Annotated in this window: 15 protein-coding genes and 1 tRNA gene; 8 read left to right on the top strand and 8 right to left on the bottom strand. The window is 65.6% G+C overall.

Annotation, left to right across the window (positions count from 1 at the left end; genetic code table 11):
* Positions 1 to 5: 5 nt before the first annotated feature.
* The 3 genes from A9995_RS01800 to A9995_RS01810 form a co-directional block, all read right to left on the bottom strand.
* Complete coding sequence (locus tag A9995_RS01800; protein WP_067608311.1) at positions 6 to 1,007, bottom strand: winged helix DNA-binding protein; 1,002 nt, start codon at positions 1,005 to 1,007, stop codon at positions 6 to 8.
* A gap of 79 nt (positions 1,008 to 1,086) precedes the next feature.
* Complete coding sequence (locus A9995_RS01805; RefSeq protein ID WP_067608314.1) at positions 1,087 to 1,611, bottom strand: murein L,D-transpeptidase family protein; 525 nt, start codon at positions 1,609 to 1,611, stop codon at positions 1,087 to 1,089.
* 60 nt (positions 1,612 to 1,671) lie between these two features.
* Positions 1,672 to 2,961, bottom strand: coding sequence for an adenylosuccinate synthase (locus A9995_RS01810; RefSeq protein ID WP_067608317.1), 1,290 nt, complete (start codon positions 2,959 to 2,961; stop codon positions 1,672 to 1,674).
* 121 nt (positions 2,962 to 3,082) lie between these two features.
* Here A9995_RS01810 and A9995_RS01815 point away from each other — a divergent pair, with 121 nt between their 5' ends.
* The gene (locus tag A9995_RS01815) at positions 3,083 to 3,898 is read left to right on the top strand and encodes an aldo/keto reductase (RefSeq protein ID WP_067608320.1); all 816 of its coding nucleotides are present in this window, start codon (positions 3,083 to 3,085) and stop codon (positions 3,896 to 3,898) included.
* Here the strand turns inward: A9995_RS01815 and A9995_RS01820 are convergent.
* From A9995_RS01820 to A9995_RS01830, 3 genes are all read right to left on the bottom strand, one after another.
* Complete coding sequence (locus A9995_RS01820; RefSeq protein WP_067608323.1) at positions 3,895 to 5,025, bottom strand: ATP phosphoribosyltransferase regulatory subunit; 1,131 nt, start codon at positions 5,023 to 5,025, stop codon at positions 3,895 to 3,897. The genes A9995_RS01815 and A9995_RS01820 overlap by 4 nt on opposite strands.
* Before the next feature lie 118 nt (positions 5,026 to 5,143).
* Positions 5,144 to 6,727: a phosphoglycerate dehydrogenase gene (gene serA / locus A9995_RS01825; protein ID WP_067608326.1), complete on the bottom strand. Its 1,584-nt coding sequence runs from the start codon at positions 6,725 to 6,727 to the stop codon at positions 5,144 to 5,146.
* A gap of 100 nt (positions 6,728 to 6,827) precedes the next feature.
* A complete protein-coding gene (locus A9995_RS01830; RefSeq protein WP_067608329.1) occupies positions 6,828 to 7,988 on the bottom strand; it encodes a phosphoserine transaminase in 1,161 nt (386 codons plus the stop codon).
* A gap of 214 nt (positions 7,989 to 8,202) precedes the next feature.
* On the opposite strand from A9995_RS01830, the gene A9995_RS01835 reads away from it, so the two are divergent.
* The 4 genes from A9995_RS01835 to A9995_RS01850 all read left to right on the top strand — a co-directional run bounded on the left by A9995_RS01835 (position 8,203) and on the right by A9995_RS01850 (position 11,729).
* The gene (locus tag A9995_RS01835) at positions 8,203 to 9,354 is read left to right on the top strand and encodes a glycosyltransferase family 1 protein (RefSeq protein ID WP_067608331.1); all 1,152 of its coding nucleotides are present in this window, start codon (positions 8,203 to 8,205) and stop codon (positions 9,352 to 9,354) included.
* A 91-nt stretch (positions 9,355 to 9,445) separates the two neighbouring features.
* Complete coding sequence (locus A9995_RS01840) at positions 9,446 to 10,759, top strand: replication-associated recombination protein A (RefSeq protein ID WP_067608334.1); 1,314 nt, start codon at positions 9,446 to 9,448, stop codon at positions 10,757 to 10,759.
* Positions 10,756 to 11,634: a hypothetical protein gene (locus A9995_RS01845; RefSeq protein ID WP_067608337.1), complete on the top strand. Its 879-nt coding sequence runs from the start codon at positions 10,756 to 10,758 to the stop codon at positions 11,632 to 11,634. The genes A9995_RS01840 and A9995_RS01845 overlap by 4 nt, the downstream gene beginning before the upstream one ends.
* A 19-nt stretch (positions 11,635 to 11,653) precedes the next feature.
* Positions 11,654 to 11,729, top strand: a tRNA-Thr gene (locus A9995_RS01850).
* A 109-nt stretch (positions 11,730 to 11,838) separates the two neighbouring features.
* Here the strand turns inward: A9995_RS01850 and A9995_RS01855 are convergent.
* Both A9995_RS01855 and A9995_RS01860 read right to left on the bottom strand, forming a co-directional pair.
* The gene (locus A9995_RS01855; protein ID WP_067608340.1) at positions 11,839 to 12,177 is read right to left on the bottom strand and encodes a hypothetical protein; all 339 of its coding nucleotides are present in this window, start codon (positions 12,175 to 12,177) and stop codon (positions 11,839 to 11,841) included.
* 61 nt (positions 12,178 to 12,238) lie between these two features.
* A complete protein-coding gene (locus tag A9995_RS01860) occupies positions 12,239 to 12,496 on the bottom strand; it encodes a DUF2061 domain-containing protein (protein ID WP_067608341.1) in 258 nt (85 codons plus the stop codon).
* A gap of 276 nt (positions 12,497 to 12,772) precedes the next feature.
* Between A9995_RS01860 and A9995_RS01865 the strand changes: the two genes are divergently transcribed.
* The 3 genes from A9995_RS01865 to A9995_RS01875 all read left to right on the top strand — a co-directional run bounded on the left by A9995_RS01865 (position 12,773) and on the right by A9995_RS01875 (position 17,520).
* On the top strand, positions 12,773 to 13,993 hold the full coding sequence (locus A9995_RS01865) for an NADP-dependent isocitrate dehydrogenase (RefSeq protein ID WP_067608344.1): 1,221 nt from the start codon (positions 12,773 to 12,775) through the stop codon (positions 13,991 to 13,993).
* 34 nt (positions 13,994 to 14,027) lie between these two features.
* Positions 14,028 to 15,680, top strand: coding sequence for a bifunctional GNAT family N-acetyltransferase/carbon-nitrogen hydrolase family protein (locus tag A9995_RS01870; protein WP_067608347.1), 1,653 nt, complete (start codon positions 14,028 to 14,030; stop codon positions 15,678 to 15,680).
* 79 nt (positions 15,681 to 15,759) lie between these two features.
* Positions 15,760 to 17,520, top strand: coding sequence for a cation:proton antiporter (locus tag A9995_RS01875; protein WP_067608351.1), 1,761 nt, complete (start codon positions 15,760 to 15,762; stop codon positions 17,518 to 17,520).
* Positions 17,521 to 17,573 lie beyond the last annotated feature (53 nt).

Below are 17,573 nucleotides of genomic sequence, written 5' to 3' on the forward strand. Positions count from 1 at the left end.
TCGCGTCAGAGCGGGGCACCGCCTCCGCGGATCCCCTCGAAATAGCGCGCCATCGCATCGGCGGTCCGGTCGGTCAGCGCGATAAAGGCGCGGCGCTTGTCCTCCTGGTCCTGCGTGCGTTCGAGCAACCCGCTTTCGACCATCTGCGAAATCCAGCGCAGCGCGGTGGTCGGTGGAACCCCGGCAGCGATGCACAGCGAGGACACCGACACCCGGCGATGCTCGGCGCGCGCGGCGGTGAGATCGAGCAGGATATCCCAGGCCGGATCGGCGAACAGCTCGTCATCGAAATATTTGCTCCGCTGGCGGCGGTCGCGGATAATGCGTTTGACCAGCCGCGGGTCGGGCAGCGGCGGGCGCGGTCGGCGCAGGAAATCGCGCTCATCCTCCGCTGGGCGAAAAGTCCGGTCCGGGGCGCGCAGCGAACCGGCCTCGGCCCCGGGTACCGGATACTGCATCGGGCCCGCGAGCCGATCGAGCTTTTGCGCCATCTGCAAGACCTGCTCGGTCAGCCGCAGCAGCATCACCCGCTCCTCGCTCCCCTCTTCGCGCAAGCGGCGGCCGGGCAGTTGCGCCAGCGCCGCAGCCAGTGCCACCAGCCCCTCTGCGCGCTGCGCACCGACCAGGATCTGCGGGCGCGAGCGTTCGAGACAACCGAACACATCGTCGAGCGCTTCCGCGGAGGTCGCCACGATCAGCCTCGCACCCGCGCGCGCCACCCGTTCGTCGAGCCGGATCAGCGCCGCCAGCTTGCCGCCATCGACCTGCGGGCAATCCGCGACCACCACATCGCCCAGCGCTCCACCCGATCCCCCGCCCGATCCCTCGAGCAGCCATTCGAGCGGCTGCGGCTTGCCCACCGCCAGCCCGGCGGCGCGCGCATCGTCGGTGAGATGGGAAAGCCTGCGCGGATCATCGCCGAACAGCGAGAGTGTCAATGCCAAAACCGCATCGCCCTCCATCCGCGCCGGTTCGACACCTTCGTGAAGATAAGCAAGCTGGGCCATGCGAATCGCTCCTGTTATGCGTGAACAGGAGTAGAACAGAACGGGAATTAGTCAAGAATGGGGGCATTAGCCCGCATCGTCAGGGCCGAATCTCGATCGGCGTCCCGTCGGGCACCATCTGCCACAGCAGTTCCATCTCCGCGTTGGTCAGCGCGATGCAGCCATCGGTCCAGTCGCCCGCCATTCGCCGGTCGTCGGGCAGGCCGTTGGGCTGGCCGTGGATGAAGATCTCGCCCCCGGGCGAGCGGCCCTGCGCTTGCGCAAAGGCGCGGTCGGCGGCGTTGGGGTAGGAGATGTGCAGGCTGAGGAAGAAGCGCGACTGCGGATTGCCATAATCGATCGTGTAGCGCCCCTCGGGGGTGCGCTCGTCGCCTTCGAATTGCTTGTGGCCCTGCGGCGCATCGCCGAACTGCAGCCCGGTGATGCGGTGGATCACCGCGCCCTGCGAATAGACCCACACGGTCCGCTCGGCCTTCTCGATCACCACGAAATCCGCAGTCGGCAGCGTCTCGGCGCGAGCCGGAGGACTGGCGGTCGGTCCGACCGCCAATGCGATGCAGGCGATCAGCAGCAGGGCGGACAGGATACGCATCGCCTTTGCCATAACGTCTCCCGCTTAACCGCTGCTCAACCCCGCGCGCATCTGTCCGGCATCAAACCCCGATCAGTCCTCGAACGGATCGCGCATCAGGATGGTGTCGTCGCGTTCGGGGCTGGTGCTGACCAGCGCCACGGGCGTCTCGATCAGCTCCTGCACGCGCTGGATATACTTGATCGCGTTGGCGGGCAGCTCGGCATAGCTGCGCGCGCCCGCGGTCGATTCGTGCCAGCCGTCCATTGTCTCGTAGATCGGTTCGACCGCGGCCTGGTCCGCGGAATGGCTGGGGAGGTAGTCGTAGACCTTCCCGTGCAGCCGGTAGCCGGTGCAGATCTTCACCTGGTCGAGCCCGTCGAGCACGTCGATCTTGGTCAGCGCGATCCCGGTGACGCCCGAGATCGAGCAGGTCTGGCGCACCAGCACCGCGTCGAACCAGCCGACCCGGCGCTGGCGCCCGGTGACGGTGCCGAATTCATGGCCGCGCTCGCCCAGCCGCTGGCCGATCTCGTCGTCGAGCTCGGTCGGGAACGGGCCCGAGCCGACCCTGGTGGTGTAGGCCTTGACGATACCGAGCACGTAGCCGGTGCTGTTGGGCCCCAGTCCGCTGCCCGCCGCAGCGGTGCCGCTGACGGTGTTGGAGCTGGTGACGAACGGATAGGTGCCGTGATCGACGTCGAGCAGCACGCCCTGTGCGCCCTCGAACAGGATGCGCGCACCGGCCTTGCGCACCTTCTTGAGCCGTTTCCACACCGGCTGCGCGTATTGCAGCACCGAGGGGGCGATTTCGCGCAGTTCGGCAAGCAGCGCGGCCCGGTCGATCGGCGGCTGGTCGAACCCTGCGCGCAGCGCATCGTGGTGGGCGCACAGGCGATCCAGTTGCGGTTCGAGATGGTCGAGGTGGGCGAGGTCGCACACGCGGATCGCGCGGCGGCCGACCTTGTCCTCGTAAGCCGGGCCGATCCCGCGCCCGGTGGTGCCGATCTTGCCCGCGCCCGCCGCCGTTTCGCGCAAGCCGTCGAGGTCGCGGTGGAGCGGCAGGATCAGGGCGCAATTGTCGGCGATTGCGAAATTGTCGGGCGTGATCGTTACGCCCTGCCCTTCCAGCTTGGCGATCTCGGCCTTCAGATGCCAGGGATCGAGCACCACGCCGTTGCCGATGATGCTGAGCGTCCCGGTGACGATGCCGCTGGGCAGCAGGCTGAGCTTGTAGACGGTGTCGCCCACCACCAGCGTGTGGCCGGCGTTGTGCCCGCCCTGGAAACGGACCACGGCATCGGCGCGGCTGGCGAGCCAGTCGACGATCTTGCCCTTGCCTTCATCGCCCCATTGAGCGCCGATTACGGTAACATTGGCCATCTGGCAGAATTCACCCGGTAGAGAACAAACGGTGCGGCAGGTAGGCGCTGGCCACAGGCAGGGCAAGCGGGTTTCGGGAAACTTGACCGCCCTGCACCATTGGTAGGGCAAAGGAGAACCCATGACCGATTATCCCACCCTCACACTCAACGATAACCGCCAGATCCCGCAACTGGGCTTCGGCACCTACAAGATCGACGATGGCGACGCGCCGGAGGCGGTCCGGACCGCGCTCGATGTCGGCTACTGGCTGGTTGATACCGCCGCGATCTACCAGAACGAGAAGGGTGTCGGCGAAGGCGTGGGCGACTGGGCCGATATCTTCCTCCAGACCAAGGTCTGGAACGAGAGCCAGGGCTTCGAGCGCGCCAAGAAGGCGGCCGACAAATGCCTCGAACGGCTGGGCCGCGACCATGTCGACATGCTGCTGATCCACTGGCCGTGCCCCGACAAGGGCGAGTTCGTGGCCACCTGGAAGGCGTTCATCGAGCTGCGCGGCGCGGGCAAGGCCAAGTCGATCGGCGTATCCAACTTCCGCGAGCAGGATTTGCGCCGCATCATCGAGGAGACCGGGGTGACGCCCGCGGTCAACCAGATCGAGCTGCACCCCAGCTTCCAGCAGCGCGAATTGCGCAAGGTCCACGAGGAGCTGGGCATCGTCACGCAGAGCTGGTCGCCGCTCGGCCAGGGCGACGGGCTGGAAAACCCGGCGATCAAGTCCATCGCCGAGGAGACCGGCCAGCCCGCCAGCGCGGTGATTATCCGCTGGCATATCCAGCACGGCCTCTCGACCATCCCCAAGGCCAGCAGTCGCGACCATATCGAGGCCAATTTCAAGGCACTGTCGTTCGAATTGTCCGACGAACAGATGGCGGCGATCGATGCGCTGGACAGTGCGGAAGGCCGGATGGGTCCGGACCCCAGCGAGTTCTGCTAGAGCGGGACCGCCGCGCCGTCCTCGAGCCGATGCGTGCAGCCCAGCGCTGCCGCATCGTCGCCCTCGGTCACCGCCGCGAGCGTGCGCCAGCCCACGCTGCGCAGCGCGGCGGCGGCGTTGCGGTCGTGTGCCAGCGGGAGGAACACCGTCGGGCGGGTCTCGGCGCTGCCGGAGCCCAGCGCATCCAGCACCGGCTCCACGTATAGCGAGAAACCGGTTGCCGCCTCGTCGCTGCCCTTGATCGAATAGGTCCCGCCGCGCCCCAGCGCACCACGAGCGCCATCGGCGTAGAGGGTGAAGCCGAACCAGCTCTGGTATTCGAACCCGTGCCGCTCGCTGGGATCGAGCGTTAGCCGGGCGCGGTCGCCCACCGCCGCGGCGATGCTGCGTAGCCCTGCGATCCGGCTGGCAAGGGCGCCCTTGGCGTCGATCGCCGCCAGCCGCTCCACCGCTTCGTCGAACGGGCCCGCGGCGTAGAGCAGCGGCAGATAGGCTTCGCCGCCCGGCACCTGCGCCAACCCGCCGGCATCCTTGGTGTCGAGTTCGCGGCGCACCGCCGCGACTTCGCCGCGCTCCAGCGGGAACGCCGCCTCGGCCAGCGTATCGACCAGATCCGGCAGCGTGAAATCGACCGAGACGCTTGGCACACCCGCCGCTTCCAGCGCTTCGAGCGCCAGCAGCACGATCTGCACCGCCGCCTCGACGCTGTCGCTGCCGATCAATTCGGCACCCAGCTGCATCCGCTGCCGCGCGGGGTCGAGATGGTCCGAGCGGATCGTCGCGACCTCGCCGCCATAGCACAGCCGCAGCGGCCGCGGGGCGCCAGCCATCCTGGTCGCCGCGATCCTGCCGACCTGCACCGTTATGTCCGAACGCAGGGCCAAGGTGCGCAGGCTGATCGGATCGGTGAAGCGCACCATGCGCCGCGTGTGGACTCCTTCCATCCGCCCGGCGAGCGATCTCTCGAACTCGATCAGCGGCGGGCGCACCCGGTCGTAGCCCTGCGCATCCATCGCCGAGAGGATCGCGCGCATCGCCCGCGTCGCCGCGGCGGCCTCGCGCGGCAGGCGGTCCTCCAGTCCTTCGGGAAGCAGATCGTCGGGCAGGGCCGTATCGGGTCGGGTCATGGATACTCACTCGCTTCGCCCCGAGCGTGCCGGGGACCGTTTATCGAACGCGCTGCCGCGCTAGAAGAGAAAGCGGTGCCTAGACAAGCTCGGGACGAGTGGTTTCCTGATCCGCAGCTCAGAACGCCAGCGGGATCGCCAGCTTCACGCCCTGAAGCGCGCAAGCCTGCTTGACCACCTCGGCGGGGATTGGCGCATCGACGCTGAGCAGCAGCGTTGCTTCCTTGCCCGCCTCGCGACGACCGAGATGGAAGGTGCCGATGTTGATGCCCTGCTCGCCCAGCAGCGTCCCGATCCGGCCGATGAAGCCCGGCGCGTCCTCGTTGACGATATAGAGCATATGGCCCTCGAGCGCGGCCTCGATGCCGACCCCGAAGATCTCTACCAGCCGCGGCGAATCGGTCCCGAAGAGCGTTCCCGCCACCGAGCGGTCGCCCTGCTCGGTCGCCACGGTAACGCGCAGCAGCGTCTGGTAGATGCCCTCGCGCTCGTGACGGACATCGCTGACCTCGAGCCCGCGCTCCTTGGCGAGATAGGGCGCGTTGACCATGTTCACGCTTTCCGAATAGCGGCGCATGAAGCCCGCCAGCACCGCACCGGTGATCGGCTTGCCGTTGAGTTCGGCAGCCGCGCCTTCGCGCTCGATGCTGATCTTGGTCAGATTGCCATGCGCGAGTTGCCCCACCAGGCTCCCCAGCTTCTCGGCCAGCGCCATGTAGGGGCGCAGCTTGGGCGCTTCCTCGGCGCTGAGGCTGGGCATGTTGAGCGCATTGCTCACCCCGCCATCGACCAGATAATCGGCCATCTGCTCGGCCACCTGCAGCGCCACATTGACCTGCGCCTCGGTGGTCGAGGCGCCCAGATGCGGGGTACAGATGAAATTGGGCTGGCCGAACAATGGGCTTTCCTTGGCCGGTTCGGTGGCGAAGACATCGAGCGCGGCGCCGGCGATATGGCCACTTGCGAGCTGTTCGGCGAGCGCCGCCTCGTCGATCAGCCCGCCGCGCGCGCAATTGACGATCCGAACGCCCTGCTTGGTCTTGGCGAGATTTTCGGCCGAGAGGATGTTGCGGGTCTCGTCGGTCAGCGGGGTGTGCAGCGTGATGAAATCGGCGCGTGCCAACAGCGTCTCGAGATCGACCTTCTCGACCCCGATCTCGATCGCGCGATCTGGGGTGAGGAAAGGATCGAAGGCGATGACTTTCATCCGCAGCCCCTGCGCCCGCGAAGCGACGATCGAGCCGATATTGCCCGCGCCGATTAGTCCCAGCGTCTTGCCGGTGACTTCCACGCCCATAAACGCGCTCTTGGGCCACTCACCGGCCTGCGTGCGCGCATTGGCTTCGGGGATTTGCCGGGCAAGCGCCATGATCATGGCGATCGCGTGCTCGGCAGTGGTGATCGAATTGCCGAATGGCGTGTTCATCACCACCACGCCATGCGCGCTGGCCGTGGGAATATCGACATTGTCGACCCCGATGCCGGCGCGCCCGATCACCTTGAGCCGGGTCGCGGCAGCGAGGATCGCGGGCGTCACCACGGTCGAGGACCGGATCGCGAGGCCTTCGTATTCGCCGATGCAGGCTTCGAGCTCTTCCGGGGTCATCCCCGGCTTTACATCCACCTCGCAACCGCGTTCGGCAAAGATGCGCGCGGCGTTGGGGTCCATCTTGTCCGAAATCAGGACTTTGGGCTTGGTCATGGTCTACCTCGTCGTCCCGGCACGATGCGGGATCTTTCTGGGGAATGTCGCAACAATGGAGGTGCGATCCGGGCATTCGCCGGAGCGCAGTGAGCGTGGCTCAGCTCTGCAGCCGAGCGTAGGCCCATTCGATCCATGGCAGCAGGCGTTTGAGATCCTCCTGCTCGACCGTTCCGCCGCACCAGATGCGCAGGCTCGGGGGGGCGTCGCGATAGCCATTGAAGTCATAGCCGACATCGCGCTCCTCGAGCATCTTGGCGATGCGCGAGGGGACCTTGGCCTGTTCCTCTTCGGAAAGGCTCTCGTAGTAATCGCCCTGGAAGACGAAGCAGACGCCGGTGTTGGTGCGCTGCGCGGGGTCGGGGACCATGTTGCGCAGCCACGGCGTCGCCTCGATCCAGTCGGTGACGATCTTGGCATTGGCATCGGCACGCTCGAACATCGCCTTGCGCCCGCCGATCGACTGCGCCCATTCGAGCGCGAGGATATAGTCCTCGGTCGCGAGCATGCTGGGGGTGTTGATCGTCGCGCCTTCGAAGATGGCGCGGTTGAGCTTATCGCCCTTCTTGAGGCGGAACAGCTTGGGCAGCGGCCATTGCGGATCGGTCTCCTCGATCCGCTCGACTGCCTTGGGGCTCAGGATCAGCATGCCATGCTGCGCCTCGGACCCCATCACCTTCTGCCAGCTGTAGGTGGTGGCATCGAGCTTGGGCCAGTCCATCTCCATCGCGAAGACGGCGCTGGTGGCATCGTTGATCGTCACCCCTTCGCGGCCCGGCGCCAGCCAGTCGGTGTTCGGGATCTTGGCGCCCGAGGTGGTGCCGTTCCAGGTGAAGACGACATCGTCGCCCTGCGGGATCGAGGCGAGATCGGGGATTTCGCCGTAATCGGCGTCGAGCGTCGTTAGCTTTGGCAGCTTCAACTGCTTGACCGCGTCCTGGATCCACACGTTACCGAAGCTTTCCCAGGCCGCGACGGTCGCCGGGCGATCAGGGTGGAGCATGGTCCACATCGCACATTCCAGCGCGCCGGTGTCGGAGCCGGGCATGATCCCGACCAGATAGTCCTCGGGGATGCCGAGCAGTTCCTTGGACAGGTCGATGGCGTGTTTCAGCCGAGCTTTGCCAATGCTCGAGCGGTGCGAGCGACCCAGCGATTCGATCTGGAATTTGGAAAATGCCCAGCCCGGAGGCTTGGCGGTTGGTCCCGACGAAAAATAGGGACGCTCCGGCTTCAGTGCCGGTTCGGTATTGTCAGTCATGTATTCTCTCCTCGCAGAGAGCTCGCGCGGCGTTGGGACCGCGTGGCCCGGCGCCGGACCTAATGTTGCGCCGCAACAAGTCAATGCGAAACAGGATTGCATCGACAGGGCGGTTTCGGGACACGGTGAGCGCATGCCACCGGTTTCACCCGCCGCACACCCGCCAAGTGCCATCTCGCCAAAGTGTGTCGGCTCGCCTAAAGGCGCGCCCAGCATGGCTGTTACCGATCTTCGCATCGCCCTCTTCAGCGGCAATTACAACTACACCCGCGACGGCGCGAATCAGGCGCTGAACCGGCTCGTGGGCTATCTGCTGGCGCAGGGTGCGGCGGTTCGGGTCTATGCGCCGACCGTGCCGGAGCCCGATTTCGAACCCATCGGCGACCTCGTCGGGCTCCCCAATATCCGCATGCCCGTGAAGGGTCGCGGCGAATACCGCATGGCAACCGGGATCGATGCCGCAGTCAAGCGCGATCTGGCCGAGTTCGCGCCCAACATGATGCACATTTCCTCTCCCGATCCCGGCGGGCGCGCGGCGCTCAACTGGGCGCGGCAGCAGGGCATTCCCGCGCTGGCCTCGGTCCACACGCGCTTCGAGACCTATCCGCGCTATTACGGGCTCGGATTTCTCGAACCCTTGATCGAAGGCTATCTGCGCCGGTTCTACAACCGCTGCGACGCGCTGGTCGCGCCTTCGGAAAGCCAGATCGCCGAGTTGAAAGCGCAGCGGATGCACCACGACATTACGATCTGGTCGCGCGGAGTGGATCGTGCGATCTTCGACCCCTCGCGCCGCGACATGGAATGGCGGCGCGCGCAGGGGATCGCGGATGGAGAGGTCGCGATCGCCTTCCTCGGCCGACTGGTCATGGAAAAGGGGCTAGACACCTTCGCCGCGGCGATCGCCGAATTGCGGCGGCTGGAAGTCGCGCACAAGGTGCTCGTGATCGGCGACGGACCGGCGCGCGATTGGTTCGAGGAATCGTTGCAGGGCGCGAGCTTCGTCGGCTTCCAGACCGGGCGCGATCTCGGGCGGGCGCTGGCGAGCGCGGATGTGTTCTTCAACCCCTCGGTCACCGAGACCTTCGGCAATGTCACGCTGGAAGCCATGGCGAGCGGGTTGCCCGTCGTCGCTGCAGGCGCGACCGGCGCCGCCAGCCTGGTGGTCGATGGCGAAACCGGCGCGCTGGTGCCGCCGGGCGATGCCGCCGCCTTCGCCCGCGCGCTGGCGCCCTATTGCACCGACCCGGCGCTGCTGCGCGCGCATGGCGAGGCGGGCGAACGCCGCGCCCGCGCCTATTCCTGGGATGCTATCAACCAGGCGGTGGTCGACACCTATCTGCGCCTGCGGGCGCGGCGCGACTGACGCAGGCGGCGCAGGCTCAGCGCGGCCTCTGCCGTCCCGTCGCTCCGCCCCCGGCGATGGATTCTCCCAGAGGAAGTCCTACATAGCCGCCATGACCGATCTCTTCCCCGACACCGTGTCAGATGTGTCAGCCCCCCCCGCCCACACCGACGCCCCGCTCGCCGACCGTCTGCGCCCCGCCGCGCTCGGCGAAGTCATCGGCCAGGACCATCTCACCGGGCCCGAAGGCCCGATCGGCCGCATGGTCGCGGCGGGTCGGCTGTCCTCGATGATCCTGTGGGGCCCGCCCGGCACCGGCAAGACCACCATCGCCCGTCTGCTCGCCGCAAGCGTGGGCATGCGCTTCGAGAGCGTCAGCGCGGTCTTCTCAGGGGTCGCCGATCTCAAGAAGGCCTTCGCCGCTGCCGACCGCGCCGCCGAGGCGGGCCAGCGAACCTTGTTGTTCGTTGACGAAATCCACCGCTTCAACCGCGCGCAGCAGGACGGCTTCCTCCCCTTCGTCGAGCGCGGCACGGTGACCCTCGTGGGCGCGACCACCGAGAACCCCAGCTTCGCGCTCAACGCCGCGCTGCTCAGCCGCGCGCAGGTGCTCATCCTCCACCGCCTCGGCGCCGAGGCGCTGGGGCAATTGCTCGACCGCGCCGTGGCGCTCGAGGGGCCGCTCCCGCTGACCGATCCGGCGCGCAATGCGCTGGTCGCCAGCGCCGATGGCGATGGGCGGTTCCTGCTCAACCAGGCCGAGACGCTCTACCACGCGGCGCTCGAGCAGCCGCTCGGCCCCGCCGAGCTCGGCCAGTTCCTCCAGCGCCGGGTCGCGGTCTACGACAAGGATCGCGACGGGCATTACAATCTCATTTCCGCGCTCCACAAGGCGGTGCGCGGCTCGGACCCGCAGGCCGCGCTCTACTATCTCGCGCGCATGCTCACCGCGGGCGAGGAACCGCGCTTCCTCGCCCGGCGACTGGTGCGGATGGCGGTCGAGGATATCGGTCTCGCCGACCCGCAGGCGCTGACCCAGTGCATGGCCGCGCGCGACGCCTACGAGTTTCTCGGCAGCCCCGAAGGCGAACTGGCACTGGCGCAGGCCTGCCTCTATCTCGCCACCGCGCCCAAATCGAACGCGGTCTACAAGGCGCAAAAGGCCGCGTGGAAGAGCGCCAAGGAAACCGGCAGCCTGATGCCGCCGCCCAACATCCTCAACGCTCCGACCAAGCTCATGAAAGACATCGGCTATGGCGCGGGCTACAGCTACGATCACAATGCCGAAGAAGGCTTTTCGGGCGACGACTACTGGCCCGAGGAGATGGAACCGCAGAGCTACTACGAACCGGTCGAGCGCGGCTTCGAGCGCGAGATCGCCAAGCGGATGGACTATTGGGACAAGCTGCGGCGCGAGCGCGGGTGAGCCGCTTCTCGCATTATCTCGCCATCGACTGGTCGGGCGCCAAGGGCGAGCGCCATAAGGGCATCGCGCTGGCACTGGCAGATGCCCGCGGTGGGCCGCCGGTGCTGGTCGAGGGCAAGCGGGGCTGGAGCCGCGCCGAGGTACTCGCCATCCTGCGCGACGACCTCCCGCCGGACACGCTCGTGGGTCTCGACCTCGGCATTGCACTGCCCAGCGTGGATTGCGGTGCCTATTTCCCCGGCTGGACGGGCACGCCGCCCGATGCGACCGCACTCTGGGCGCTGGTCGATGCGCTCGCCACGGGCGAACCGCATCTCGCCGCCAACAGCGTGGTCGCGCATCCCGCGATCCGCCCCTATTTCCGCGATGGCAGCGACACCGGTGCGCGCTTTGCGTGCGATGACGCCGCGCACGGCCGCGGGCGCTTCCGGGTGACCGAACACGCGCAGGCGGCGATGGGCTGCAAACCCTATTCGAATTTCAATCTCGTCGGCGCGGCGCAGGTGGGCAAATCCTCGCTCACGGGCATGCGGATGCTGCATAGGTTGCGCGGCCACCTGCCGGTCTGGCCTGTCGACGCATTGACCGACGCCGGTTCCGTAATCGTCGAAATCTACACCTCGCTTGCCGCATGCGAGGCGGGACGCAGTGCCAGCCGTGCCAAGATGCGCAGCTATGAAGCGTTGAACGAGGCTCTGGCGGCGCTCGACTCGCCCGAAGTCGACGGTGCAGGCCCGATCGACGATCACGCCACCGATGCGCTGCTCAGCGCCGCCTGGCTGCGCAAAGTCGCCGACGATCCCCGCCGCTGGAAACCTCCCTTACTCACCCCTGCAATCGCGCGCACCGAAGGCTGGACTTTTGGAGCGGTTTGACCGAAAGGCGCAATCGAAGGCCGGCTTAGCTCAGTTGGTAGAGCACCTGATTTGTAATCAGGGGGCCAGGGGTTCGAATCCTCTAGCCGGCACCAAACTTCCAACTCCTCTGCGCGCGATGAAGTCGTCTCCGGGATAGCTTCCACAGCACCGGTCAGCCGTCTGCCAGCAGCACCCCCAATGAACTTGAAGGCATCGCTCCCATTACCGCTGCTTTTTTGTGGTCGTTGCGGTGAAATCGGGGTCCTTCTTCGCCACCCAATCAACGAATTTACGCACGTTGGGATTGGCCAGAAGGGCGTCCACATCCATCGCATGCCGTTGCAGTTCGGAATTGGTGAAGTTAGCGATCAGTGCCTGTTGGCAGATAGGATGCATGGGCACGACATCGCGACCGCCGCGACTTTTGGGCACTGGATGATGCCAGACGATGGTCTTGCCGGTGGGGCGTCGACAGAGCCAGCAAGGCTCGGCCACGGCTGGGGCCTCGTCCTGATGGACGTCGTCCTCGTAGTGACCGTGTTTTGAGTATTTGCGCGCCATTTAATGTACCTGGATTGACTGGTTTCGTTGGCTTCGAGCCAACGAGGGCCGCACTATCAGATCAGGATCGGAATGGCAGGCTTTGTTGGCTACTGGCGCCAAAGCGAATCGCAGCTCTCTTCTGCAGAGCACCCGCGGCCCCGGCTTCCTGACTCCAGATCTTCTCGTGAAAGAAAAATACGAAGGCATTCACGACCGGCTCGATCAAGGCGATGCCACTGGCAAGAGCAATCGACCCGGTGAAGGCATAGGCTACCGAAAACCCGACGATCAAATGGAGGACGAGGAAGGAGAGAGTTTTGGAAATATCTCGTTTCATAACCGCCGGTATAGATGCGAAGTTTGGACGCAACTAACGATCAAAAGCCGTCTGACTGATCGGTTTGGCCGATCAAAGGCCAGGCAAGGTCACTCTTGGCTGGTACCATCGCAATTGCAGCCTGAGCTTGGCCTGGCTTTCGTTTTCGCTCCCATGGCACTGAGATCGCGCTCGGTATCCGAACTGTCTGCCCCCTCGCCTTGCGCCCTCCCCTCGCTCTGCTAAAGCGCGCGGGACTCACCAATCCGACAGACATTCCAGAGAAGCAGGGCACTCATGCAAAAAATTCAGGTCAAGAACCCGGTTGTCGAACTCGACGGCGACGAAATGACGAAGATCATCTGGGAGTGGATCCGCGAGCGGTTGATCCTCCCCTATCTCGACATCGACCTGAAATACTACGACCTCTCGATCGAGAAGCGCGACGAGACCGACGACCAGATCACCATCGACGCCGCCAATGCGATCAAGGAGCATGGCGTCGGCGTCAAATGCGCCACGATCACGCCGGACGAGCAGCGGGTCGAGGAATTCGGGCTCAAGAAGATGTGGGTCAGCCCCAATGGCACGATCCGCAACATTCTGGGCGGCGTGGTGTTCCGCGAGCCGATCGTGATCGACAACGTGCCCCGCCTGGTGCCGGGCTGGACCGACCCGATCGTGGTCGGCCGCCATGCCTTCGGCGACCAGTACCGCGCCAAGGACACGCTGATCCCCGGCAAGGGCAAGCTGCGGATGGTGTTCGAGGGCGAGGACGGCAAGAACATCGATATCGACGTGTTCGACTTCCCGAGCCCGGGCGTCGCGCTGACGATGTACAATCTCGACGATTCGATCCGCGATTTCGCGCGCGCCAGCTTCGCCTACGGGCTCGACCGCAAATGGCCGGTCTATCTCTCGACCAAGAACACCATCCTCAAGAAATACGACGGCCGCTTCAAGGACCTGTTCGAGGAAATCTTCGACGCCGAGTTCAAGGCCGATTTCGCCAAGGCCGGGATCACCTACGAGCACCGCCTGATCGACGACATGGTCGCCTCCGCTCTCAAGTGGAGCGGCAAGTTCGTCTGGGCCTGCAAGAACTACGACGGCGACGTCCAGTCGGACATCGTGGCGCAGGGCTTCGGCTCGCTCGGGCTGATGACCAGCGTGCTGATGACCCCCGATGGCAAGACCGTCGAAGCCGAGGCCGCGCATGGCACCGTCACCCGCCACTATCGCCAGCACCAGCAGGGCAAGGCGACCAGCACCAACCCGATCGCCAGCATCTTCGCCTGGACCCGCGGGCTGATGTATCGCGGCAAGTTCGACGACACCCCCGATGTGGTCCGTTTCGCCGAGACGCTCGAGAAGGTCTGCATCAAGACCGTCGAGAACGGCCAGATGACCAAGGATCTGGCGCTGCTGATCGGTCCGCAGCAGAACTGGCTCACCACCGAGCAGTTCTTCCAGGCGATCGTCGACAATCTCGAAACGGAGATGGCGAACTGGAGCTGAGGCTCCGGTTCCACCTTCCAGGGAGCTGAACACCATGGCCAAGGCTCCGAAAAAGCGCCCTTCCGCGCGCGTCAGCGGCGAGAAGGTCGGCAAGGCGCGGCTGCTCGTGCGGCAGGCGATGATCAAGGACATCCGCGGCATCGCCGCGCTGGTGCGCCGCGCCTATGACGATCTGCCCGCCTACAAGCAGAGCGAGATCCGCGGGCAGATCAACAACTTCCCCGAGGGCTGCTTCGTCGCGCTGCTCGACGAGGAAGTGGTCGGCTATTGCGCCTCGATGCAATTGCCCGAGCCGGTGGTGTTCGCGCCGCACGACTGGGACGAGATCTCGGGCAATGGCTATGGCAGCCGCCACGATCCGACCGGCGACTGGCTTTATGGCTACGAAATGTGCGTCGACCCCAAGGTGCGCGGCGTGCGCATCGGGCGACGGCTCTACGAGGAACGCCGTGCGCTCGCCGAGGAACGCGAGCTGACCGGGATCGTGTTCGGCGGCCGGATGCCCAACTACCGCCGCCACCAGCGCAAGGTCGAAGGCCCGCAGGATTATCTCGATCAGGTGATCGCGGGCAAGATCCACGATCCGGTGCTGCGCTTCCAGCTCGCCAACGGTTTCGAGGCGGTCGGGATTCTCGAAGGCTATCTGCCCGAGGACAAGCGTTCGGCGGGCAATGCGGTCAAGATGGTCTGGCGCAACCCCTACATCGAGCGCGACACGCCCGTGAAAATGCGCATCCCGCGCGGGGTCGAATCGGTCCGCGTCGCCACCTGCCAGCTGCAGGCGCGCGCGGTGAAGGATTACGACGAATTCCTGCGCGCAATCCGTTATTTCATCGATGTCGCCAGCGATTACGAAGCCGATTTCATCGTCTTCCCCGAGCTGTTCACGCTGATGCTGCTGAGCTTCGAGGAGAAGGAGCTTTCGCCGATGGAGGCGATCGAGCGGCTCTCGGAATACACCCCGCGATTGAAGACCGACATTTCGGACTTCGCGATGCGCTACAACATCAACATCATCGCCGGCTCGCATCCCACCCGGATGGATGACGGCGACATCCACAACGTCGCCTATATCTGCCTGCGCGATGGCTCGGTCCACGAGCAGGAGAAGATCCACCCGACCCCCAACGAGCGCTACTGGTGGAACATCCGCGGCGGCGACAAGATCAACGTGATCCAGACCGACTGCGGCCCTATCGGCGTCCAGATCTGCTACGATTCCGAATTCCCCGAACTGTCGCGCAAGCTGGCCGACGAAGGCGCGCGGATCATCTTCGTGCCGTTCTGCACCGACAGCCGCCAGGGCTATCTCCGGGTGCGCTATTGCTCCCAGGCCCGTGCGATCGAGAACCAGTGCTTCGTGGTGCTGAGCGGCAATGTCGGCAATTTGCCCAATGTGGCCAACATGGACATCCAGTATGCGCAAAGCTGCATCCTGACTCCCTGCGACTTCCCCTTCGCGCGCGACGGGATCGCCGCCGAGGCGACCGAGAATGTCGAGACGCTGACCATCAGCGACGTCAATCTCGCCGACCTCTCCTGGGCCCGCGCCGAAGGCACCGTGCGCAATCTCGCCGACCGCCGCTTCGATCTCTACCGGATCGAGTGGGACGAGGATGGCGACCACGCCGGCAAACCGCGCCCGCGCACCGAACCGCTCGGACCCCACTCCGTCGGCGGCGGGTGATCCGTTCGCACGGCGCGTTCGCAGCCGATGACGACCTGCGCCTGATGACAGGGCCCCGCGTCCCGGCTAGTCGCTAGTCATGGCTGGCGAAATCGAAGCAACCCCAATGTTGTCCGACGCTCTGGTGATCCTCGGCGCGGCGGGGCTCGTCATCCCGATCTTTACCCGGTTTCGGATCACCCCGGTGATCGGTTTCATCCTGATCGGCATCCTGGTCGGCCCCTTCGGGCTCGGCAAACTGGTATTCGAATACCCCTGGCTCACCCATGTCACCATCACCGACCCCGAAGCGCTCGAGCCCTTTGCCGAGCTAGGCATCATCCTGCTGCTGTTTACGATCGGGCTGGAACTCAGCTTCAACCGATTGTGGCAGATGCGCCGGCTCGTGTTCGGGCTCGGGGCGCTCGAACTTGTGATCATCGGCACCTTGCTGGCGATATTTCTCGGCATGATGGGGCAATACTGGACCGGCGCGCTGGCACTGGGTCTGGCGTTGGCCTTTTCCTCCACTGCAATCGTGCTGCCGATCTCGGGCACCAACAGTCCTGTCGGGCGCGCGGCGCTGTCGATGCTGCTGTTCGAGGACATCATGATCGTGCCGATCATCTTCGTGCTGGGCGCCATGGGTCCGACCGCGCAGGCCGAGGGCTGGGAGGGATTGCTCGACACGCTTCTGTTCGGGGCGGCGGTCATCACCGTGCTGCTGGTCGCAGGCCGGATCCTGCTGCCGCGCCTGTTCGCGCAGGCCGCGCGCACCAAGAGCCCCGAACTGTTTCTCGCCGCGAGCCTGCTGGTGGTGATCGGCGCCAGCCTCGCCACGGCGCTCGCCGGGCTCTCGCCGATCGTCGGCGCGCTGATCGCCGGGCTGCTGATCGCCGAGACGGAATATCACACCGAGGTCGAAGGGATCATCGAGCCCTTCAAGGGCCTCGCGCTCGGCATCTTCCTCATCACCGTGGGGATGAGCATCGACCTGTCCACGATCTGGGACCACATCGGCGCGGTCGCCGCTGCGGTGGTCGGCGTACTGGTGTTCAAGGCGCTGGTGACGGGCATGTTGCTGCGGCTGATGGGCGCGCGGCGCTCGACCGCCGCCGAGACCGGCATTTTGATGGCGAGCCCTTCGGAAACCACGCTGATCGTGCTCGCTGCCGCGGGTTCGGCTTTGCTCATCCAGCCCGGCACGGCGCAATTCTGGCAGATCGTCACCGCCATCGGGCTGACGGTCACACCGCTGCTGGCGCGGCTGGGACGCGTCATCGGCCGCCGGGTCGAAGCCGTCCCCGAGCTGCCGCCCGAGGACGAGGGCGAGCCGCGCGTTGTCATTATCGGTGCGGGGCGTGTCGGACGCCTCGTCGCCCGAATGCTGGAAAAGCATGGCAAGCCCTATGTCGCGATTGATTCCAACTCCGACCTTATCGCCAGCGCCAAACGCGCGGGTATTCGCGCTACCTTTGGAGATGCTGCTCGCGGTGCCGCGTTGAGCAAGCTCGGGGTCGAACACGCATTGGCGGTGGTGCTGACCATGGACGAGCCCGTGCTCGCGCAACGGCTGGTGGCCAAGCTGCGTAAGGAATATCCCGATCTCCTGATCGTCGCGCGCGCGCGCGACACGCGCCACGCGGCCGAGCTCTACCGCGCGGGCGCCAGCCATGCGGTGCCCGAAGCGCTCGAAGCCTCGCTCCAGCTCAGCGAGGCAGTGCTGGTCGATATCGGCGTCGCCATGGGTCCGGTGATCGCCTCGATCCACGAGAAGCGGGACGAATACCGTTTACAGATCGAGGAAGAAGGCGCGCTGGCTTACAAGCCCAAGCTACGCACCAGCACCGCAGAAAGCTGACCGACCCAGCCAATCGGTGAACTCTCCGCCACTCCATGCGTTGGGCCTATATA

This window comes from Erythrobacter sp. QSSC1-22B, from assembly GCF_001678665.1.
Taxonomy (GTDB): Bacteria; Pseudomonadota; Alphaproteobacteria; order Sphingomonadales; family Sphingomonadaceae; genus Qipengyuania.